We start from the raw sequence: 21,601 nt of genomic DNA, 5'->3' as shown, positions 1-21,601 counted from the left end.
ACGCGCCCACCCCTTGCAGGGGCAACACCTGTGGCCCGGCAGAGCCGGTTCCACGGTGTTCTGGAAGGGATGGCCTGAGCCGTCGGGCAGGCCGCCAACGGTTTTATTTCAACAACCAGGGAAAATCATGAACATCACCAAAAACAAAATCGCCGGGCTGTTCGCCGTTGCGGCGCTCGCCTTCGTCATGGCCGCGCCTGCCTCCGCGCAGACCAAGTTCCCCGAGCACCAGATCGAGCTCGTCGTGCCCTACCAGCCCGGTGGCGGCACCGACGGGCTGGCGCGGGCGTTCGCGGATGCGAGCCGCAAGTACATCGATCAGCCGATCGTCGTGATGAACCGGCCCGGCGCGGGCGGTGCCATCGGCTGGCAGGAGGTGCTCAATTCCAAGGCGGACGGCTACAAGCTGGCGGTGCTCACGGTGGAGCTGCTGACCTTGCCCCACCTGGGCCTGGCCAAATTCAAGTACGACGATTTCCAGCCGATCGCGCAGCTCAACTCGGACCCGGCCGCGATCACGGTGAAGTCGGATGCGCCCTGGAATTCCATCGAGGAATTCCTCGCCGCGGCCAAGAAGGATCCGGGTTCGGTGCGCGTGGGCAACTCGGGCAACGGCTCGATCTGGCACCTGGCCGCCGCCGCGCTCGAAGACAAGACCGGCACCAAGTTCAACCACATCCCGTACCAGGGCGCGGCACCGGCCGTGCTGTCGCTGCTCGGCGGTCACATCGAGGCCGTGGCGGTGAGCCCCGCCGAGGTCGCCACCCACGTGCAGGGCGGCAAGCTCAAGGTGCTGATGGTCATGGCCGACAAGCGCCTCAAGGGCTTCGAGAAGGTGCCGACGGCCAAGGAGCGCGGCATCGACCTGGCCATCGGCACCTGGCGTGGCCTCGGCGCGCCGAAGAATACGCCACCCGAAGTCATGGCGAAGCTGCGCGAGATCACCGCCAAGACGGCCAATGAACAGTCGCTGCGCGACGTGATGGACAAGCAAAACCTGGGCTTCGTCTACACCGACGGCGCGGTGTTCAAGGACACGCTGGCGAAGGACAACGTGTATTTCGGTGAGCTGATCACGAAACTGAATATCAAGCCGTAGGGAGCCGACCCCGCTTCGACAGGCTCAGCCGTCCTTCGACGAGCTCAGGACGAACGATAAATACGGTTTAGGACGAACGGTAAACACGGCTCGGGAAGAACGGTAACGAGAGATCAGGATGAACCAGAACCCGGGCTCAGGGTGTACGGTAACCAAGACTCAGGGTAAACCGTAGCCAGGGCTCAGGGAGGTGGACCGTAACAAGGGCACGGGGCTCTGGACGAATGGCCCCCCCGTTCGCACTGAGCCTGTCGAAGTGCCTGTTTCATACGAGCAGATTTACCAGGAGACACACAACATGCAACGCCGCACCCTCATTCACACCGCCATCACGACCCTTGGCACGGCCGCCCTGCCCTCGCTATCGTTCGCCCAGTCCAACTGGCCGACCGGCAAAGCCATCACCTACCTGGTGCCGTTTCCCGCCGGCGGCACCACCGACGTGCTGGGCCGGCTCATCGCGCAGCAGCTCGGCACCGCGCTCGGCACCTCGGTGATCATCGACAACCGCGGCGGCGCGGGCGGCAGCGTCGGCTCGGAGATCGCCTCGCGCGCGGCACCGGACGGTTTCACCATGCTCGGCGGCACGATCAGCTCGCACGCCATCAACGTCAGCCTGTACCCGAAGATCGGCTACGACCCGATCAAGTCGTTCGCACCCGTGACGCTGATCGGCACCAACCCGGTGGTGCTGGTGGTGAACCAGGCCAGCCCCTACAAAACGCTGAAGGACGTAATCGAGGCCAGCAAGGCCAAGGCGTCCTCGGGCGGCCTGTCGTCGGCCTCGGCCGGCACCGGCACCTCGCAACACCTGGCGCTCGAGCTCATGGCCTACAAGTCGGGCGTGAAGTTCACGCACATTCCGTACAAGGGCTCGGGACCGGCGATCCAGGACGTGATCGGCGGCCAGGTCGAGATGATGTTCGACACCACCGTGGTCGCCGGCCCGCACATCCAGAGCGGCAAGCTGCGCGCCATCGCCGTGACCTCGGCCAAGCGCCTGGCCTCGCTGCCCAACGTGCCGACGGTGGCCGAGTCCGGCGTGCCCGGCCTGCAGGACTTCGCCGTCGAATCCTGGCAGGCCATCTTCGTGCCGGCCGGCACGCCGCAGCCGGTGGTCGACCGCCTGCACAACGAGATCCGCGCCATCCTCGCCAAGCCCGAGATGCAGGAGAAGATGAAGGGCTTCGGCATGGAGCCGGCCGACATGACGACCGCGCAGATCGCGGCCTTCCAGAAGAGCGAAGTCGAGAAATGGGCGCAGGTCATCAAGGCGGCGAACATCAAGCCGGATTGACCGGCCGCTGCCGGGCATTCCTCTCGAGGCCGCCAGCGTGCGGCCTTTTTTGCGTCCGGTCGACCGGTGGCCTCGATCGACGTCAGGGTAAACGAGTACACCTGACGTAGCATCATTCAGTACACTGAATCACTCATTCAGCACACTGAATGCTTACTTCACTCAACCTCACCGGAGCCCCCCGATGTTCCCCAAAAACGCCTGGTACGTGGCCTGCATGGCCGACGAGATCGACGAAAAGCCGCTCGGTCGCAAGATCTGCAACGAGTCGGTCGTGCTCTACCGCAACGCCGCCAACCAGCCGGTCGCGCTGGAGAACTTCTGCCCGCACCGCGGCGCGCCGCTGTCGCTGGGCAAGGTGGTGGACGGCAACCTGGTCTGCGGCTACCACGGCCTGGAGATGGGCTGCGATGGCAAGACCGTGGCCATGCCGGGCCAGCGCGTGCGCGGCTTCCCGCCGATCAAGAGCTTCCCGGTGATCGAACGCTACGGCTTCGTCTGGATCTGGCCCGGCGACGGCACGCCCACGCCGCTGCACCATCTGGCCTGGGCCGAAAGCCCGGACTGGGCCTACGGTGGCGGCCTGTACCACATCCACTGCGATTACCGGCTGATGGTCGACAACCTGATGGACCTCACGCACGAAACCTATGTGCATGCGAGCAGCATCGGCCAGAAGGAAATCGACGAGGCGCCGGTGAGCACCAAGACCAACGGCGACGAGGTCGTCACCAGCCGTTTCATGGAGAACGTGAAGGCGCCACCGTTCTGGCGCATGGCGCTGCGCGGCAACGGCCTGCCCGACGACCAGCCGGTGGACCGCTGGCAGATCTGCCGCTTCACGCCGCCAAGCCACGTGATGATCGAAGTCGGTGTGGCGCTGGCCGGCAAGGGCGGCTACGACGCCCCCGCGGAACACAAGGCCTCGAGCATCGTGGTCGACTTCATCACGCCCGAGACCGAGACCTCCATCCACTACTTCTGGGGCATGGCGCGCAACTTCAAGCCGCAGGACAAGGCCCTCACCGCCACCATCCGCGAAGGCCAGGGCAAGATCTTCGCCGAGGACATGGAGATGCTGGAGTTGCAGCAGCGCAACCTGCTCGCCCATCCGGAACGCAAGCTGCTGATGCTTAACATCGACGCGGGCGGCGTGCAGTCGCGCCGCATCATCGACCGGCTCATCGCGGCCGAGTCTGCGGTCGAAAGCCCGGCGACGGTGGCCGCATGACGGTTGACACCATCACCGTGCGCGTGGCGCGCAAGACGGCCGAGGCCGAGGGCATCGCGCGCGTCGAACTCGTCGCCGTCGACGGCCAGACGCTGCCGCCCTTCACCGCCGGCGCCCACCTCGACGTGCACCTGCCCGGCGGCATCGTGCGCCAGTATTCGCTGTGCAACGACCCGCGCGAGCGGCACCGCTACGTGCTCGGCGTGTTGCGCGACGCCGGCTCGCGCGGCGGCTCGCTGGCCGTGCACGACGCGGTGGCCGAGGGCCATCTGCTGCAGATCAGCCTGCCGAAGAACCACTTCGAACTCGCCAAGGGCGCGACCGAACACCTGCTGTTCGCCGGCGGCATCGGCATCACGCCGATGCTGGCCATGGCCCAGCGCCTCGGCGCCGACGCGGCCACGGCCGAACCTTTCACACTGCACTACTGCACACGCTCGAAATCGACCACGGCCTTCCTGGCGCACCTCGCGTCGCTGCCGTTCGCGGCGCAGGTGGCCCACCACTTCGACGACGGCCAGCCCGAACAGAAGCTCGACCTCGCGGCCACGCTCGGCAAGCCGCGCGACGGCGTGCACCTCTACGTCTGTGGTCCCACGGGATTCATGGACTGGGTGCTCGGCACGGCGCGCGCGGCCGGCTGGCCCGAGACGCAGCTCCACTACGAATTCTTCGCCGGCAAGCCCGTGGACCTCGCCGACGCGGGCAGCTTCGAAGTGAAGATCGCCAGCACCGGCCAGATCATTCCGATCGCCAAGGACCAGACCGTTGTGCAGGTGCTCGCGCTGTGCGGCATCGAGATCCAGACCTCGTGTGAACAGGGCGTCTGCGGCACCTGCATCACCCGGGTGCTCGAAGGCCGGCCGGAGCACAAGGACATGTACCTCACCGAGGAGGAACAGGCGGCGAACGACCAGTTCACGCCGTGCTGCTCGCGCTCGCTGTCGCCCATGCTGGTGCTTGATCTATAAACACGGCTTTCTCACCCACTCCCGACGCCGACATGCCGGACACCGCCGCCCCCGCCATCCGCCTTCACGACCAGCCGGGTCACCTGATCCGGCGCGCGCAACAGATCGCCGTGTCGGTGTTCTACGACACGCTGGGGCGCGACGTCACGCCGGTGCAATATGCGATCCTCAAATGCCTGGCCGACAAGCCCGGCATCGACCAGGTGACGCTCGCGCAGGAAGTGGCGCTCGACACCTCGTCCACCGCCTCCATCGCGGTGCGGCTCGAAACCAAGGGCTGGATCGTGCGCCATCAGGTGGGGCGCGGCCAGCGCAGCCTGGAGCTCACCGAGGAAGGCCGCGAAACCTTGAGCCGCCTCGATGACAAGATGCCCGAGATGCAGCACACGTTGCTGCAAGGGTTCTCTGAGGAAGACCGAGAAACCTTCATGCGCCTGCTGCAGCAGTTCGCCGACATGAACAACGACAAGAGCCGGGCGCCCCTGCGGCCCGGCGGTGGTGGGTCAGCCGAGGGATGAAGCCGACGCGCTGCCCGAAATAAAAGATGTTGTTGCCAGCACCGCGGCCGAGGGTCCCGCCGTCACCTGGACAGGTTGCGCTGCGCGGGCGCGCTGCATCGCCATGTCGCACGCACGTTGCTGGTCTCCCCAACTGGCGCGCCGACTTTGCACATTGGCCTGCCATTGCGACCCGAACATCGTGATGTACCAAGAACGCGAAGAGGAGCCGAGCGGTGCCCCCGCGATCGACGATGCAGCAATCGGTTGCCAATACATGGACAAAATTCACCGCCCTCACGCGCGTTGGTGTTCGCTGCGGCTAAGGGCAGGTGCGTTCATCAATCGAGCGACAGCCGCCTGATCGAGATGTCATGGCTAAACCATGCGTTGTAAGACGTTGTCTCGCCGAACCAGAAGATGCCACAACGCCGCGAGGATGTGCATGCCGATGACATAGTAAAAAGCGTCCCCGATGAATTCGTGCAGATGAATCAATGACTTTGCGAGCTCCGGTTGGGCCACTGCAAACGATGGAATCGACCATTCCGTCAAAGGCATGCCAATCCCCCGTCCCGAAACCAGCCGGGACGCGACGCCGAGCACCGGTTGCACGATCAGAAACATGAAAAGTGCGAGATGAGCGGTTTTGGAGGCCAATCGCGAAGCCGGGCCGAGTGCGGGGAGGATGGGCGGCGCCTCTTGTCGCAGACGGACCAGGATGCGAGGGACCGTTATGAGGAGGACCACGATCCCGATGAGGTAATGCGACTCGACGGCAAGCAGCCGTTCAGCGGAGCCGCGTTCGAGGAACTTCCGGGCGTTGATCGAAATGTACGCAAGGAACACCAGCACCACTGTCACCCAATGCGCGTAGCGAAGGAAAGTGGAATAACGTGACGTACCGGGAATGAAATCGGAGGTGCTCATGAGAGTGCCGTTAAGTGTTCATAGAGAATGGTGGCGCCAATGCCAACCAGGACGACGCCGCCGATGGCCTCAGCCCAGCGTCCGGCAAACTTGCCGAGCACGCGGCCGACCATGACGCCGATGGTCACCATGGCGAAGGTAGCGAACCCGATGGACAGCGCAATCGGCCAGATGCTTACGTTCAAAAATGCCAAACCCACGCCAACCGCCATCGCATCGATACTGGTGGCGAATCCTGTAACGGCCAGCAGCCAGAACGAATGCCGTTGAGGTTTTTCTTCCTCGGTTTCGGATGAATGCTTCATGGCAGACCAGACCATGCGGACCCCGAGGACGCCCAGCAGCGTGAACGCAATCCAGTGATCCCAGCCTTCCACGAAATCGGCTGCGGCATACCCGAGCCACCAACCGACCACCGGGGTCAGGGTCTCGATGCAGCCGAAGATCAATCCGGTTCGTAAGGCCTCGGTCCAACGCGGATTTTCGAGGGCGGTGCCCTTGCCGACCGCGGCGGCGAAGGCGTCCGTGGACATGGCCAACGCCAGTAAGACGATTGAAATCAAACTCATGTGGGGATTTTCTCGGTCGGGCGAGGACAGAGGCACGCCGTCACGGCCCGATCTTTGTCGTGCTGGCATGCCACTGGTCTCGCCAACCTGAGCGGTTGCTGGCGCCACGGAAGCTGGTGCTCACCGAGTATGTTGACGTCAGCGCCTCTGTATCAGAGGCCGGCTACTCCCCAAGGGTAGTAGCAGTATATCTCGCAGCCCAGCCCCCGCCAGGCCGCGCGTCCTGCTGGTTGTCTCGACCCCACATCAAGGCGTCGCTCAAGCCAGCTGTTCGATCACCTCGATGGCTCGATGGCCGCCTTTCTTACCGCCCTCACCGCGTGCGCCTTCGCTTGCTTCGCGGGCCAATTCTTCCTTCACCTCAATGGCTGGATGACCACCCCTTTTGCCACCTTCTCCGCGAGGACCTTCGCTCTTTTCGCGAGCCAGCTCTTCTTTCAAATCAATGGCCGGATGGCCGCCCCGCTTACCACCTTCTCCACGTGCGCCTTCGCTCGCTTCGCGTGCCAGTGGCTGGTCCATCACCAAGGTGGCGCTGGCGGATTGGGTAAACGCTGCGCCGGCGAGCAATGCGCTGAGCAGGATGGCAACTTTGGTAGAACTAGGCATGGTGTATCTCCATTAAAAGTTTGACGTTACTGGGCAAGTGAACCTCTCTCGGTTGACAGTTGACGGAAGCAGCCGCTGGGGCCGCTTCCGCTGTTGTTCACTTGATTGCAGTTTGTCTGCCGGGGCGGGCAATAGCCACCGACCGTCGTCGCGATTTGGGTCGGGCCATGGTCGCTAAATGTTCAGACCTTGGTCCCGACCTGTCCAGTTGTTCTGCCACATTCCGCCCCGGGGTGGTAGTCTGAAGGCGGAGGTTCATCTTGCTTGTTTTCGCCCGTTCCAGCCTGTCGCGCCAGTTCCTGTTGATCAGCTTTCCGGTGTTGCTCGCCGGCATGCTTGTAATCGGTTACCTGATTGGCAACCAGGTCGAGGAGAACGTCGCTGAAAGCATGGGCGGCGTGAGCGGGCTCTACGTGGACAGCTTCGTCGCGCCTCACGTGCAATCTCTCCTGACGGCACAAGAACTGAGCGAGGCTGAACAGCGCGCCTTGGGCAAGCTGCTGACAGAGACCCAACTCGGCAAGCGCATCGTGGCGTTCAAGGTGTGGCGCCGAGACGGGCGTATCCTGTACAGCGCCGATGCATCGCAGATCGGCAAATTTTTTCCGCTGGGTGAGGGTTTGACTGAAGCGCTGGCTGGCCGTGTGCACTCAGAGATCAGCAAGCTCTCAGCGGAAGAAAACGCGTTGGAAGTGCGCAAGTTCAGCCGGCTGGTCGAGACCTACGTTCCGATCCATGCGGCTGGCGTGGGCAAGGTGATTGCAGTGGCTGAGTTCTATCAGCCGGTGGACGAGGTGATGCACGCCTCGGCTGCCGCGCAGCGCGAGAGCTGGCTGGTGGTCGGCGTCACCACCCTCGTGATGTTCCTGCTGCTGTTTGTGTTGGTACGCAGAGGCAGCCAGACGATTGAACATCAGCGCCGGGAACTCCATGAAAAGATCAGCCAGCTCATCGCCCTCAACAGCCAGAATGAATTGCTGCACGACCGCGTGCGCCGGGCAGCAGCCAGTACCACGGCCCTGAACGAAACCTATCTTCGGCGCATCTCGGCCGACCTGCATGATGGGCCTGGCCAAGATTTGGGTTTTGCCCTGATGCGTTTTGAAACGGTCACAGAGGAACTTTTCAATTTTCCCGCCTCGGTTGACGGGCCCGGGTTTGCTGACGAGACCTTACGCCCAATCCGCGCTGCGATTGCTTCCGCGTTGGCCGATTTGCGTTTGATTTGCAACGGCTTGCAATTGCCCGAACTTGAACCATTGACCCTGGGCGAGATCGCAGCCCGGGCGGTGCGGGACTTCGAGAGCAAGACCGGCGTCAAGGTAGCGGTGCGGACGGGCGAGCTGGGGCGTGTCGCTTCGCTACCGGTCAAGATTGCCCTGTACCGTCTGCTGCAAGAGGCACTGGCGAATGGCTTTCGCCATGCCGGTGGCAAGGGGCAGCGCGTCGAGCTGAAGCTCGAAGGCGCCCGGCTGGAAGTGGTGATTGGCGACAACGGACCTGGGTTCGACCCTCAGGCCGCCGTTCGCGAAGGACAACTGGGTTTGAGAGGGATGCGCGAACGGGTAGAGGTCTTGGGTGGGACATTCGGTACGCTGAGTCGCTCGACGCAAGGTACCGTGATTCGCGTCAGTTTGCCATTGGTGGTTCCGGAGATGAAATATGACTGAACGGATACGTGTTCTCGTTGTCGATGACCATCCCTTGTTCAGGCAAGGCGTGGTGCATTCGCTCGGCACTGACCCTGGCCTGCTGGTGGTCGGCGAGACCGACTCGGGTGAAGAAGCGCTAAAACTCGCGCAAGAACTGCTTCCCGACGTCGTGCTGCTCGACATCAGCATGCCAGGCTGGAATGGCTTGATGACGGCGGAACGGATCACGACGGCCTGTCCTGTGGTCAACATCGTGATGCTGACGGTGTCCGAGGAGAAAGACAAATTGATTGCTGCCTTCAAGGCCGGCGCAAGAGCCTATGTGCTCAAGGGCGTCTCGGCGCGCGAACTGACGCAGGTTGTGCGAACCGCTGCCAGCGGGGAAGTTTATGTGTCGCCGTCGTTGGCGGCTGAAATGCTGGTGACCCTGACTCAAAGCAAGGCGCCCGACCCGCTGCAGGAACTGACCGACCGCGAGCGCGAAATCCTTGGCCTGATCGGCTCCGGCCTGACCAATCGGGAAATTGGCGAACGCATCTTTCTGTCCGAGAAGACCATCAAGCACTATGTCACCAACATCCTGCAAAAGTTGCAGGTTCGCAGCCGGGTGGAAGCCGCACTTTTAGCCGCCCAGCACAAGCGCACCGAGAGGTGAAATTGAGCAGATGGCTTCGATGCCAGCGAACCTGAACAGTACCCGCTGCCCCGGGCTCGTCCGCCGCGCAAATTTTCGGGGAAAGGCCAGCTCGAGGAACCTAGCCTCTGCGCGGCCGGACTTTTCTGGAAGGTGCGTTTGTAGCTTGACCCCACACCTCCTCACTCCTCGCTCGTCCACTCCACCTGCACGCCCAGGCTGCGCAGGTTTTCGACGAAGCCCGGATGCGCGCGCCGGATGGGCGTGGCATTACGGATCTCGGAGCGGCCGTCGATGCTGGCGGCGACCATGAACAGCGCGATCGCCACGCGGATGATGTAGGGGCTTTCCACCACCGCCGGGCTCAGCGGCTGGCCGCCGAAGGTGATGAGCCGGTGCGGGTCGGACGAGAACACGTGGGCGCCGAACTTCGACAACTCGCCGGTCCAGCCGAGCGCGCCGTCGTAGACCTTGTTCCAGAACATGGCATTGCCCTGCGCGCGCACGCCGAGCGCGATGAAGATGGGCAGCAGATCGGCCGGGAAATACGGCCAGGGCGCGGCTTCCACCTTGGTCAACACATTGCGGGTGAACGGCGTTTCCACCTTCAGGCCATGGGCCGGGTCGGCCAGTCTGGCGTGCGACCAGCCGTCTTCGTGGCTGATGTTCACGCCGAACTTGGCGAAAGTGCGGTCGATCAGCGGGAAGTTCTCTGGCGCGCTGTTGCGCACCACCACGTCGCCACCGGTGATCGCGCCCAGCGCCAGGAAGGTGGTGATCTCGTGGAAGTCCTCGTCGAAGCGGAACTCGCCGCCCGTGAGCGGCCGGCCGCCGTGCACGGTGAGCCGCGAAGTGCCGATGCCTTCGATGGACACGCCGATCATGGCCATGAAACGGCAGAACTCCTGCACATGCGGCTCACAGGCGGCGTTGGTTAGCGTCGAGGTGCCATCGGCGGTGGCGGCGCACAACACGAAGTTTTCGGTGGTGGTGACGGACGCGTAGTCGAGCCAGTGTTTGGCGGGCGTGAGTCGGCCTGGACAGTGCACGAGCAGCGAACCTTCGGTGCGCTCGACCTCACCGCCGAAACGGCGGAACACGTCGACATGCGGGTCGATCTCGCGCACGCCCAGGGTGCAGCCCTTGACGTTGTCCTCGAGCCGGGCGACACCGAACCGCGCGAGCAGCGGCGGCACCAGCATGATCGAGGAGCGCATCTCCTCGGGTAGCCGATGGCGTGCGGCATCGAAAACGGTTTCACGGTGGTGCAGTTCCAGCGTGCCGGTGGCGTGGTCCATGTGCACCTCGCTGCCGAGGGTGCGAAAGATGTCGAGGATCTTGCGCACGTCGGTGATGTCGGGCACGCCGAGCAGGCGCAGCGGCTCGTTGGTCAGCAGTGTGGCGCAGAGCACCGGCAACACGGCGTTTTTGTTGGCCGAGGGAATGATGCGGCCGTTGAGTGGCGTGCCGCCGTGGACGACGAGGTTGGACATGAACGAAGCTGAGCCGTGAACAAAGAGGACTGGCCGCCATTGTCCACCTGCGGGCCAGCCGGGGCTAGCTCGGCGTTGCGCCCAGCAGCCGCATCGCGTTGCCTTTCAAGATCCCCGGCATCACCTCGGGCTTGAAGCCGGCTTCCTCGAAATCCTTCATCCAGCGCTCGGGCGTGATCAGCGGGTAGTCGGAGCCGAACAAAACACGGTCCTTGAGCAGCGTGTTGGCGTATTGCACCAGCTGCTTCGGAAAGTACTTCGGCGACCAACCGCTCAGGTCGATCCACACATTCGGCTTGTGCGTGGCCACGGACAGCGCTTCGTCCTGCCACGGAAAACTCGGGTGCGCCATCACGATCTGCATGTCGGGGAAGTCGATGGCCACGTCGTCCAGGTGCATCGGGTTGCTGTACTCCAGGCGCAGGCCGCCGCCGCAGCGCATGCCGCTGCCGATGCCGCTGTGGCCGGTGTGGAAGATCGCCGGCAGCTTGTGCGCGTTGATGACTTCGTAGATCGGCCAGGCCATGCGGTCGTAGGGATGGTAGCCCTGCACCGTGGGATGGAACTTGAAGCCCTTGACGCCGTGCTCCTTGATGAGCCGCTCGGCCTCGCGGGCGCCCATCTTCCCCTTGTGCGGATCGATGCTGGCGAACGCCATCATCATGTCGCTGTTGGCCTGCGCGGCTTCGGCGATCTCTTCATTGGGAATGCGGCGGCGGCCGAGTTGCGTCTCGGCGTCCACCGTGAACATCACCAGGCCGATCTTGCGTTCGCGGTAATAGGTCACCGTCTCGGCGATGGTCGGGCGGCGGCTGTTCTTGAAGTACTTGTCGGCCGCGCGGTCGAACTCCTCGCCGTAGTTGTCGAAGGGGTTCCAGCAACTTACCTCGGCGTGGGTGTGGATGTCGATCGCGATGAGGTTGTCAAAGTCCATGAATGTCTCCGTGTGCTTGCAGTGTGAGCGCGATCCGGGCGTTGCGGCGTCTAGGGTAAACACCGACCAAAACACATCTGCGATCGCTTGAACTAGTTATATTCAATAACCATAATCGATCCAATTCGGAAAATCAACCCATGACCCAAAACCGTTTCAAAGACATCCAACTCGACATCACCGGCGACGACCAGGAGGTCGCCGTGGTGCGCCTCACGCGCGGCGCAAAGCGCAACGCGTTGTCCGACGGCCTGGTGCTCGCGCTGCGCGACATCTTCGAGCAGTTGCCCTCCAGCGTGCGCGCCGCGGTGATCGACGGCGAGGGCCCGCACTTCTGCGCCGGCCTCGACCTCAGCGAACTCCAGTCGCGCGACGCCGGTGCCGGACTGCAGCATTCGCGCATGTGGCATGCCGCACTCGAACGCGTGCAGTACGGCCCGGTGCCGGTGGTGGCGGCGCTGCACGGCGCAGTGGTCGGCGGCGGCCTGGAACTGGCCAGCGCCTGCCACATCCGCGTGGCCGATGAATCGACTTTCTATGCCCTGCCCGAAGGCTCGCGCGGTATCTTCGTCGGCGGCGGCGGCGCGGTGCGCATCCCCCGGCTGATCGGTGCGGCGCGCATGGCCGACATGATGCTCACCGGCCGCGTCTACAACGCGCAGGACGGCGAACGCATCGGCCTGGCGCAATACCTCGTGCCCGCCGGCACGGCCTTCGACAAGGCCGTCGAACTCGCCAAGCGCATCGCGCAGAACGCGCCGCTGACCAACTACGCGCTGATCCACGCGCTGCCGCGCATCGCCGAGCAACCGGCCGACCAGGGCTACATGACCGAGGCGCTGATGGCGGCCATTGCCCAGAGCGCGCCTGAGGCGAAGAACCGGCTGGCCGACTTCCTCGAAGGCCGCGCGGAAAAGGTCAAGAAGAGCTGATCCGCCGCTTCACCGCCCATCGCCCACACGCCACCGCGTCGAGCCCCAAACAATGAACGAGACAAAACCGACCGCCGCCCCCCGCTACCGAGCGATGAATTTCGGCGTGACCCGCGTCAACCTGCGCGAGGGCGCGGACGGTGTGCGTTACCTGCAGGCCGATTTGCCGCTGGGCGCCTGCGCGCGGCGCGTGACCGATTTCCTGGTGCACTGGGCGGAAGTCCAACCCACACATCCTTTTCTGGCACGACGCGAACAATTACCCGGCGGCGGCACCGGTGACTGGCAACACCTGAGTTATGCCGAAGCGCTGACCGCGGCACGCAGCATCGGCGAGGCACTGCTCGACCGCGGCCTGAGCGCCGAGCGGCCGGTGATCGTCCTCAGCGAAAACAGCATCGAACATGGGCTGATCGCGCTCGGTTGCCTCTATGCCGGCATTCCCTATTGCCCGGTCACGCCAGCCTACGCCACAGCCAGCCAGGACTACGACAAGCTGCGCCACGTGGTCGCCACGCTCACGCCCGGCCTGGTCTACGCCACCGACGGCGCACGCTTCGGCAAGGCCTTGCTGGCCACGCTCGATGACAACGTGGAGGTGGTGCTGGGCCAAGGCCGCATCGAAGGCCGCGCCACCACGCGGTTCGCCGATCTGCGCGACACCGTGGCCACGGAAAAGGTCGACGCCGCCATGCACGCCATACGGCCCGACACCATTGCCAAGTTCCTGTTCACCAGCGGCTCCACCAAGCTGCCCAAGCCGGTGATCAACACGCAGCGCATGTGGTGCGCCAACCTGCAGCAGATCGCGCAGTCGCTGCCGGTGTTCAACGAAGCCGCGCCGGTGTTCGTCGACTGGCTGCCGTGGAACCACACCTTCGGCAGCAACCACAATTTCGGCATCACGCTGCGCCACGGCGGCACGCTCTACATCGACGACGGCAAACCCACGGCCGCGGGCATCGCCGAGACGCTGCGCAACCTGCGCGAGATCGCACCCACGGTGTATTTCAACGTGCCCACCGGCTTCGAGATGATCGCCGAGGCGATGAAGACCGATGCGGTGTTGCGCAGGAACCTGCTGTCGAAGCTGCGCATGTTCTTCTATTCCGGCGCCGGCCTCTCGCAGCCGGTGTGGGACAGCCTGCATGCCACCGAGGAAGCAGAACTCGGCGAGCGCATCTACATGGCCACCGGGCTGGGCATGACCGAATCGGCGCCATCGGCCATGTTCGTCAACAGCGCCGACGTGCGCGCCGGCGACATCGGCGTGCCGGTGCCGGGCATGACGCTCAAGCTCGTCGAGGTGGACGGCAAGACCGAGGTGCGCTACCGCGGCCCCAACGTCACGCCCGGCTACTGGCGCTCGGAGCAGGCCACGCGCGAGGCCTTCGACGAGGAAGGTTTCCTGCGCACCGGCGACGCCGTGCAGTGGATCAACGCCGACGACATCCACCGCGGCCTGAAATTCGACGGCCGCATCGCCGAAGACTTCAAGCTCTCGACCGGTACCTTCGTGAGCGTGGGCCCGATGCGCGCGAAGATCGTGGTGGCCGGCGCGCCCTACATCCAGGACGCGGTGCTCACCGGCATCAACAGGAAGGAGGTCGGCGCGCTGATCTTCCCTTCGCCCGCCTGCCGCGAAGTCAGCGGCCTGGGCCCCGACGCCAGCATGGCCGAGGTGCTGGCCAGCGCGCCGGTGCAGCAGCGCATGCAGGCCATCCTCGACGAACTGGCCCGCGCATCCACCGGCAGCGCCAGCCGCGTGGCGCGCGCACTGCTGATGGCCGAGCCGCCGTCCGCCGAGAAGGGCGAGGTCACCGACAAAGGCTCGATCAACCAGCGTGCCGTCCTCAAGCACCGCGCGGCACTCGTCGATGCGCTGCACGACGGCACGGCTGCCAACATCCTGCAACCTCAAGCCTGAAGGCGCGCTACATGCAAATCCAAGGACAAACCGCACTCGTCACCGGCGGCGCATCGGGCCTCGGCGAAGCCACGGCGCGCGAACTCGCGCGGCTCGGCGCCAAGGTGGTGGTGCTCGACCGCAACCAGGCGCTGGCCGAGAAGGTGGCGGCCGAGATCGGCGGCGTCGCCTGCGCCTGCGACATCACCGACACCGCCAGCGTGAACGCGGCGTTGGACCAAGCCGAGGGCGCCGTCGGCCAGGCGCGCATCCTGATGAACGTGGCCGGCATCGGCGGCGCCAAGCGCCTGGTCGGCAAGGACGGCAGCCCCGCGCCGCTCGAAGACTTCGCGCGGGTGGTCGGCGTGAACCTGGTCGGCAGCTACAACATGAGCCGGCTGTTCGCCGCGCGTTGCGCCAAGCTCGATCCGCTGGAAGGCGGCGAGCGCGGCGTGATGGTGTTCACCGCCTCGGTGGCGGCCTTCGACGGCCAGATCGGCCAGCAGGCCTACAGCGCATCGAAGGGCGGCCTGGTGGGCATGACGCTGCCGATGGCGCGCGACCTGGCGCAACACGGCATCCGCGTGTGCACCGTGGCGCCAGGGCTGTTCGCCACCCCGCTGCTCCTCGAACTGCCCGAAGCCGTGCAGCAGTCCTTGGCCGCATCGATCCCGTTTCCGCCGCGGCTCGGCAAGCCTTCGGAATTCGCCGAACTGGCCTGCCACATCGTCACCAACGGCCACCTGAACGGCGAAGTGATCCGGCTGGACGGTGCGCTTCGAATGGCACCTCGGTGAGGTACGCATGAACCTGCCAAGACCACCCTGACCCCCGATTGAACCGCCGGCGCCGAGCGCGCCGCCGCGAACCGCGTGCCCCGGCACTGCCGCGCCTGCTGTGAACAGAGGCGCGGGCCATGAAAAAACCCGACACCTGCAAGACCGCCTTTTACGCGGTGTGGCGGCGTGTTGCCCCAAAACCCCGAACGAGGAACGAGGAGACACCATGAACAAACAACACTTCCCCCGCTGGACCGCCGCACTGCTCGGCGCAGCCGCCCTGTCAGCCCAGGTTTGCGCCCATGCGCAGGGCGCGCCGGCCTCCGCCGTCACCCTGTACGGCATCATCGATGCCGGCATCGAAGTGGTCAACAAGGTCAACGGCGTGGGCAGCATCCAGCGCATGCCGAGCAACACCGGCATGATGCCGTCGCGGGTCGGCATGCGCGGCACGGAAGACCTGGGCGGCGGCCTGCGCGGCGTCTTCACGCTGGAGATGGGCTTCGCGCCCGACACCGGTGTTTCGGGCCAGGGCGGTCGGCTGTTCGGCCGCCAATCCTTCGTCGGCCTGGCCGGCCCGTGGGGCAGCGTGACGCTCGGGCGCCAGTATTCGATGCTGTTCTGGTCGGTGCTCGATTCCGACCTGATCGGCCCGGCCATCTACGCACTCGGTTCGCTTGACCCCTACATCCCCAACGCGCGCGCCGACAACAGCGTGGCCTACCGCGGCACGTTCGGCGGCTGGAACCTCGGCGCCGGCTACAGCTTCGGCCGCGACACGGTGAATGCCGGACCGAGCCCGGTCGGCACCAACTGCCCCGGCGAAAGCGGCACCGACGCCCAGGCCTGCCGCCAATGGTCGGCCATGGCCAAGTACGACACCCCGGGCTGGGGCGTCTCGCTCGGCTACGACAGCCAGCGCGGCCGCACCACCACCGGCGCCACCGACGTGGTGTTCGGCAACCTCAACAGCAGCAGCAAGAAGGACAACCGCCTCGCGCTCGGCGGCTACGTCAAGCTCGGCGACACCAAGATCGCCGGCGGCCTGCTGCGGCGCGACAACGACGGCGACACGGTCAAGCCGAAAAGCGACATCTGGTACATCGGCGCCTCGTACCCGATCACACCGGCGCTGACGGTGGAAGGCCAGTACCTGAACCAGCGCTACAAGAATGTCGACGACCGCGACGCGACCATGTACGTGGCTCGCGTGGTCTACAGCCTGTCGAAGCGCACCACCGTCTACAGCCAGGTCGGCCACATCCGCAACGACCGCCTCTCGGCCGTGTCCGTCAGCGGCGGTGCCGCCGGCAGCAACCCGGCCGCGGGCTCGTCGCAGAGCGGCGTGAATTTCGGCATCCGCCACACGTTCTGACCCCAAACAAATAAGCATCAGACCTTGCTTCAGCGCAATACCCACTTGCGCTGACGGCTATCGATACAGGAGCAAAACCCATGAACCACCGTCGCCACTTCATCCAAACCTTGGGCAGCGCCGCCGCGCTGGCCGCGCTGTCGCCGCTGGCCGCCCGCGCGCAGGGCCTGCCGCTGGACCAGGTCAAGATCTACTACGGCTTCCCCGCCGGCAGCGCGGGCGACAGCGTGGCGCGCCGCGTGGCCGAAAAAATCGGCGGCACGGCCTACACGCGCAACCCCGGCTATGTGGAGAACAAGCCCGGCGCGGGTGGCCGCATCGCCGTGGAAAGCCTGAAGGTCGCGCCGCCGGACGGCTCGGTGCTCACGCTGGCGCCGGTGTCGGCGCTGTCCGTCTACCCGTACATCTACCCCAAGCTCAGCTACAAGCCCGCCGACGTGGTGCCGGTGTCGATCGGTGCCATCATGTTCCACGGCCTGGCCGTCGGCCCGCTGGTGCCCGCCAGCGTGACCACGCTGCCCGAGTTCCTGGCCTGGGCCAAGGCCAACCCCGACAAGGCCAGCTACGGCACGCCGGGCGCGGGCTCGATGCCGCACCTGCTCGGCGCGCTGCTGGGCATGCGCTCCGGCGTGGAACTCAAGCACGTGCCCTACCGCGGCACGGTACCCAGCATCACCGACCTGGTAGGCGGCCAGATCGCCGCGGCCATGAACCCGAGCGGCGACTACCTGCAGTACATGAAGGCCGGCCGCGTGCGGGTGCTGGCCACCTCGGGCAAGAAGCGTTCGCCCTACCTGCCCGATGTGCCGACCTTCACCGAACTCGGCTACCCGGACGTGACGTCCGAGGAATGGTTCGGCTTCTATGCCCCGGCCAAGACGCCCGCCGCCACCCTGGCCAGCGCCAACGCCGCCATCAACCAGGCCCTGAAGGACAAGAGCGTCATCGACGCGTTGGCACTGGTCGGCCTGGTGGCCCACGGCACGACCGCGCAGGACATGGCGGCCGACCAGCAGGCGGAATATGAACGCTGGGGCCCGCTGGTGAAACAGATCGGTTTCACGGCTGAATCCTGACGCACCACCCATCCCGTTCGCCCTGAGCTTGTCGAAGGGCATTCCGATCATCCTGAGCCCGTCGAAGGGCCTGAGCCTGTCGAAGGGCTCCGCGATACCACCATGTCCTACCGTCCCCACCCTGCCGACACCGGCTTCCTGCTGTTCGACGTGCTGCACGCCCCGCGTCAGCTGGCGGCGCTCGAGGGCCTCGCCGATGCCGACCAGCCCCTGATGGCACAGGTGCTGGAGGAAGCCGGCAAGTTCGTCGCCGAGGTGGTGGCGCCCTTGAACCGCCAGGGCGACGAGGTCGGCTGCCGCTGGGAAGCCGGCACGGTCACCACACCGCCCGGCTTCCGCGAAGCGTACCGCGCCTTCGTGGCGGCCGGCTGGCCCGCGCTGGCCTGCGCAGAAGCGGATGGCGGCCAAGGACTGCCCTGGGTGCTGGAAGGTGTGCTGTACGAGTGGCTCAGCGCGGCCAACCACGGCTGGACCATGGCCCCCGGCTTGCTGCATGGCGCCTACGAATGCCTGAAGCACCATGGCAGCGACGCACTCAAGGCGTGTTATCTCGGGCAGATCGCCAGCGGCGAATCGCTGGCCACCATGTGCCTCACCGAGCCGCAGGCCGGCAGCGACCTCGGGCTGGTGCGCACCCAGGCCGTGCCGACGGACGTCGACACCGAACACCGCATCAGCGGCACGAAGATTTTCATCTCGGGCGGCGAACACGACCTCACCGACAACATCCTGCACCTGGTGCTGGCCCGCCTGCCCGGTGCGCCGGCCGGACCGAAGGGCCTGTCGCTGTTCCTGGTGCCCAAGATCCTGCCGGACGGCCGCCGCAACGGCGTGGCCTGCGAACGCATCGAGGAAAAGATGGGCCTGCATGGCAGCCCGACCTGCGTGATGCGATTCGACGCGGCCACGGGCTGGCCGATCGGCGCCCCTGGCGCCGGCCTGAACGCCATGTTCGTGATGATGAACGCGGCCCGGCTGCACGTGGCGCTGCAGGGCATCGGCCTGCTCGACGCGGCCTGGCAGAAGGCTGACGCGTATGCGCACGAACGGCGGCAGATGCGTGCGCCGGGCCTGCCACCGGCATCGCGCGGCAACGCGTCCGCCGACCTTCTCGTCGAGCATCCGGCCATGCGCCGTCTCCTCGACGTGCAGCGCGCCTGGATCGACGGCGGCCGGCTGCTGGCCTACCGCACCGGCCTGCTGCTCGACGCGGCGCGGCACCATCCCGACAGCCGCCGCCGCGACGAGGCCCAGCGCTGGTGCAGCCTGGTCACGCCGGTGCTCAAGGCCGCCTGGACGCAGCAGGCCTTCCTCGGCGCGAGCGAATGCCTGCAGGTGTTCGGCGGCCACGGCTACGTGCGCGAGTGGGGCATCGAGCAGATCGTGCGCGACGCGCGGGTCAGCATGATCTACGAAGGCACGAACGAGATCCAGGCGATCGACCTGCTGCTGCGCAAGGTCCTGCCCGATGGCGGCCAGGCGCTCGGCGCCTTGCTGGTCGACCTGCGCCCCGCGCTCGATGCCGGCCGGGATTTCGATGCCGAGGTGCTGCGCCGCCTGGCCGAGCTGCGCTACCTCACCACCACGCTGTGCGCGGCCTGCACCGCCGAGGCGGCCGACCCCGCCCTGCCCCATGCCGTGGCCGACGACTACCTGCGCGCGGTGGCCCTGGTGCTGCTGGGCTGGGCGTGGGCGCAGATCGCGGCGAAGTCCGCCGCCGAAGACCCGCGCTGGCAGGCGCCGGCCCTGGCCTTCCGAACCCGGGTGCTGCCCGAACTCGACATGCGCCTGGCGCTCATCCGCCAGCGGATGGCCGCACCCCGCCATGCCGCCACGACCTGAATTTCCCAAACTCAGACATCCCGTTCACCACCAAGAAAGAGGAGACATGAAGATGCACCGCAACCCACCCCGGCCCTGGGCCAAACTTGCGCTGGCGGCCACGCTGCCCACCGCGCTGCTGGCCGCCTGCGGCGGCTCGGACGGGCCACCGCCCCTGCCCCAGCTTTCGGCCGCCGTGCCGGCCAGCCTGCTGTCCTGCAGCGACCTGGCCAGCAAGATCAGCTTTCCCAATACCCGGATCACCGCCGCCACCGACGTGGCCGCCGGCACGCTGACGGTGGCCGGCCAGCCCGTCGGCGCGCACTGCCGGGTGACCGGGCGCATGTACGAGCGCGTCGGCCCGATCGACGGCGTGAGCTATGCCATCGGCTTCGAGATGCGGTTGCCACGCAACTGGAACGGCCGCTTCTTCTACCAGGCCAACGGCGGCATCGACGGCAGCGTGGTCACGGCCACGGGCGCCGTCAACGGCGGCAGCGGGCCGACCAATGCGCTGAACATGGGCTTCGCCGTGATCAGCTCCGACGCCGGCCATGCGGCCTCGCAGGGCCCGTTCTTCGGTATCGATCCGCAGGCCCGGCTCGACTACGGCTACCAGGCCGTGGCCAAGCTCACGCCGATGGCCAAGAGCGCCATCCAGACCGCCTATGGCAAGGCGCCCGACCGCTCCTACTTCGGCGGCTGCTCCAACGGCGGGCGCCACGCCATGGTGGCGGCCGCCCGGTATGCCGACCAGTACGACGGCTTTCTCGTCGGCGACCCGGGCTTTCGCCTGCCGCTGGCGGCCATCGCCAACATGGCCGGTGCGCAGAAATACGCCGCCCTGGCCACCACGCCGGGCGACCTCTCCACAGGCTTCACCACCGCCGAGCGCAAGCTGGTGTCGGACGCGGTGCTCGGCAAGTGCGACGCACTCGATGGCGCGACCGACGGCCTGGTGCAGGACACCGGCGCCTGCCAGGCCGCCTTCAACCTCGACCGCGACGTGCCCACCTGCACCGGCGCGCGCAACGGCAGTTGCCTGAGCGCCGCGCAGAAGACCGCCATCGGCGGCCTGTTCGCGGGCGCGCGCAATGCCGCGGGCAACAGGTTCTACGCCAGCTTCCCGTACGACAACGGGCTGTCGCCCAACGGCTGGGGCGTGTGGAAGTTCAGCAACTCGCTCAACCTGGATTCCGGTGGCGCGGGCATCATCTGGCCGGTGCCGCCGGAAGACCCGGCCACCTTCAACGGCCCGAACTTCACGCTGACCGCCAACATCGACACGCTGCTCGCGCGCGTGGCGGCCACCAATGCGGTCTACACCGAATCGGCCCTGTCGTTCATGCTGCCGCCCAACCCGAGCGAGCTTTCCAAGCTGAAGAACCGCGGCGCGAAGATGATGGTCTACCACGGCACGGCCGACCCGATCTTCTCGAGCGACGACACCACGGCCTGGTACGACACGCTGCGTGGGAACAACGGCGGCGACGCCGGCAACTTCTCGCGCTTCTACCGCGTGCCCGGCATGAACCACTGCTCCGGCGGACCGGCCACCGACCAGTTCGACATGCTGACACCGCTGGTCAACTGGGTCGAGCAGGGCCAGGCGCCCGACAGCGTGGTGGCCAACGCACGCGGCGCCGGCAATGCCGTGGCCGTGAATGCCGACCTCCCCGCCACCTGGTCGGCCACGCGCAGCCGGCCGCTGTGCGCCTATCCGAAGGTGGCGCGCTACAAGGGAACGGGCGACATCGAAAGCGCGGCCAGCTTCAGCTGCCAGTAGCGCAACGCCG

20 protein-coding genes are annotated in these 21,601 nt (G+C 66.0%); 14 read left to right on the top strand and 6 right to left on the bottom strand.

Annotated elements, in window-relative coordinates; translation table 11 throughout:
* Nucleotides 1–127 precede the first annotated feature (127 nt).
* From RD110_RS11785 to RD110_RS11765, 5 genes are all read left to right on the top strand, one after another.
* Nucleotides 128–1,099 carry a Bug family tripartite tricarboxylate transporter substrate binding protein gene (locus RD110_RS11785; protein ID WP_076199673.1) on the top strand — a complete coding sequence of 324 codons (972 nt, stop codon included), beginning with the start codon at nt 128–130 and terminating at the stop codon, nt 1,097–1,099.
* Between the two features lie 298 nt (nt 1,100–1,397).
* Entirely contained in the window at nt 1,398–2,396 is a 999-nt protein-coding gene (locus RD110_RS11780) for a Bug family tripartite tricarboxylate transporter substrate binding protein (RefSeq protein WP_076199671.1), read from the top strand.
* Between the two features lie 184 nt (nt 2,397–2,580).
* The gene (locus tag RD110_RS11775) at nt 2,581–3,627 is read left to right on the top strand and encodes an aromatic ring-hydroxylating dioxygenase subunit alpha (protein WP_076199669.1); all 1,047 of its coding nucleotides are present in this window, start codon (nt 2,581–2,583) and stop codon (nt 3,625–3,627) included.
* Nucleotides 3,624–4,598, top strand: coding sequence for a PDR/VanB family oxidoreductase (locus tag RD110_RS11770; RefSeq protein ID WP_076199667.1), 975 nt, complete (start codon nt 3,624–3,626; stop codon nt 4,596–4,598). Before RD110_RS11775 ends, RD110_RS11770 begins: the two co-directional genes overlap by 4 nt.
* Before the next feature lie 32 nt (nt 4,599–4,630).
* On the top strand, nt 4,631–5,116 hold the full coding sequence (locus RD110_RS11765) for a MarR family winged helix-turn-helix transcriptional regulator (RefSeq protein ID WP_076199665.1): 486 nt from the start codon (nt 4,631–4,633) through the stop codon (nt 5,114–5,116).
* Here RD110_RS11765 and RD110_RS27970 read toward each other — a convergent pair.
* The 4 genes from RD110_RS27970 to RD110_RS27965 all read right to left on the bottom strand — a co-directional run bounded on the left by RD110_RS27970 (nt 5,102) and on the right by RD110_RS27965 (nt 7,203).
* Nucleotides 5,102–5,374 carry a hypothetical protein gene (locus tag RD110_RS27970; RefSeq protein WP_157900162.1) on the bottom strand — a complete coding sequence of 91 codons (273 nt, stop codon included), beginning with the start codon at nt 5,372–5,374 and terminating at the stop codon, nt 5,102–5,104. The genes RD110_RS11765 and RD110_RS27970 overlap by 15 nt on opposite strands.
* Nucleotides 5,375–5,473: 99 nt before the next feature.
* A complete protein-coding gene (locus tag RD110_RS11760; protein ID WP_076199663.1) occupies nt 5,474–6,025 on the bottom strand; it encodes a cytochrome b in 552 nt (183 codons plus the stop codon).
* A complete protein-coding gene (gene mntP, locus RD110_RS11755; RefSeq protein ID WP_076199661.1) occupies nt 6,022–6,594 on the bottom strand; it encodes a manganese efflux pump MntP in 573 nt (190 codons plus the stop codon). The genes RD110_RS11760 and mntP overlap by 4 nt, the downstream gene beginning before the upstream one ends.
* 258 nt (nt 6,595–6,852) lie before the next feature.
* Complete coding sequence (locus RD110_RS27965) at nt 6,853–7,203, bottom strand: hypothetical protein (RefSeq protein WP_157900161.1); 351 nt, start codon at nt 7,201–7,203, stop codon at nt 6,853–6,855.
* Between the two features lie 260 nt (nt 7,204–7,463).
* Here RD110_RS27965 and RD110_RS11745 point away from each other — a divergent pair, with 260 nt between their 5' ends.
* On the top strand, nt 7,464–8,873 hold the full coding sequence (locus tag RD110_RS11745; RefSeq protein WP_083686226.1) for a sensor histidine kinase: 1,410 nt from the start codon (nt 7,464–7,466) through the stop codon (nt 8,871–8,873).
* Nucleotides 8,866–9,510: a response regulator gene (locus tag RD110_RS11740; protein WP_076199655.1), complete on the top strand. Its 645-nt coding sequence runs from the start codon at nt 8,866–8,868 to the stop codon at nt 9,508–9,510. The genes RD110_RS11745 and RD110_RS11740 overlap by 8 nt, the downstream gene beginning before the upstream one ends.
* 161 nt (nt 9,511–9,671) lie before the next feature.
* On the opposite strand, the gene RD110_RS11735 is transcribed toward RD110_RS11740, so the two are convergent.
* Both RD110_RS11735 and RD110_RS11730 read right to left on the bottom strand, forming a co-directional pair.
* Nucleotides 9,672–10,982 (bottom strand): UDP-N-acetylglucosamine 1-carboxyvinyltransferase, encoded by a 1,311-nt coding sequence (locus RD110_RS11735; RefSeq protein WP_076199653.1) that lies wholly within the window; start codon nt 10,980–10,982, stop codon nt 9,672–9,674.
* 64 nt (nt 10,983–11,046) lie between these two features.
* On the bottom strand, nt 11,047–11,916 hold the full coding sequence (locus RD110_RS11730) for an amidohydrolase family protein (RefSeq protein ID WP_076199651.1): 870 nt from the start codon (nt 11,914–11,916) through the stop codon (nt 11,047–11,049).
* A gap of 140 nt (nt 11,917–12,056) precedes the next feature.
* On the opposite strand from RD110_RS11730, the gene RD110_RS11725 reads away from it, so the two are divergent.
* The 7 genes from RD110_RS11725 to RD110_RS11695 all read left to right on the top strand — a co-directional run bounded on the left by RD110_RS11725 (nt 12,057) and on the right by RD110_RS11695 (nt 21,591).
* Nucleotides 12,057–12,848: a crotonase/enoyl-CoA hydratase family protein gene (locus RD110_RS11725; RefSeq protein ID WP_076199649.1), complete on the top strand. Its 792-nt coding sequence runs from the start codon at nt 12,057–12,059 to the stop codon at nt 12,846–12,848.
* Between the two features lie 52 nt (nt 12,849–12,900).
* Complete coding sequence (locus tag RD110_RS11720) at nt 12,901–14,775, top strand: feruloyl-CoA synthase (protein WP_076199647.1); 1,875 nt, start codon at nt 12,901–12,903, stop codon at nt 14,773–14,775.
* An 11-nt stretch (nt 14,776–14,786) separates the two neighbouring features.
* The gene (locus RD110_RS11715; protein WP_076199645.1) at nt 14,787–15,551 is read left to right on the top strand and encodes an SDR family NAD(P)-dependent oxidoreductase; all 765 of its coding nucleotides are present in this window, start codon (nt 14,787–14,789) and stop codon (nt 15,549–15,551) included.
* Nucleotides 15,552–15,759: 208 nt separating this feature from the next.
* Nucleotides 15,760–16,908: a porin gene (locus tag RD110_RS11710; protein WP_076199643.1), complete on the top strand. Its 1,149-nt coding sequence runs from the start codon at nt 15,760–15,762 to the stop codon at nt 16,906–16,908.
* Between the two features lie 80 nt (nt 16,909–16,988).
* Nucleotides 16,989–17,984 (top strand): Bug family tripartite tricarboxylate transporter substrate binding protein, encoded by a 996-nt coding sequence (locus tag RD110_RS11705; protein ID WP_076199641.1) that lies wholly within the window; start codon nt 16,989–16,991, stop codon nt 17,982–17,984.
* A gap of 102 nt (nt 17,985–18,086) precedes the next feature.
* A complete protein-coding gene (locus tag RD110_RS11700; RefSeq protein WP_076199639.1) occupies nt 18,087–19,826 on the top strand; it encodes an acyl-CoA dehydrogenase family protein in 1,740 nt (579 codons plus the stop codon).
* Nucleotides 19,827–19,878: 52 nt separating this feature from the next.
* Nucleotides 19,879–21,591: a tannase/feruloyl esterase family alpha/beta hydrolase gene (locus RD110_RS11695; protein WP_239467221.1), complete on the top strand. Its 1,713-nt coding sequence runs from the start codon at nt 19,879–19,881 to the stop codon at nt 21,589–21,591.
* Nucleotides 21,592–21,601 lie beyond the last annotated feature (10 nt).

The sequence above is a fragment of the Rhodoferax koreense genome, assembly GCF_001955695.1.
GTDB lineage: Bacteria > Pseudomonadota > Gammaproteobacteria > Burkholderiales > Burkholderiaceae_C > Rhodoferax_B > Rhodoferax_B koreensis.
The sequence above is the reverse complement of the archived record's forward strand: the minus strand, read 5'-3'. Positions and strand labels throughout refer to the sequence as shown.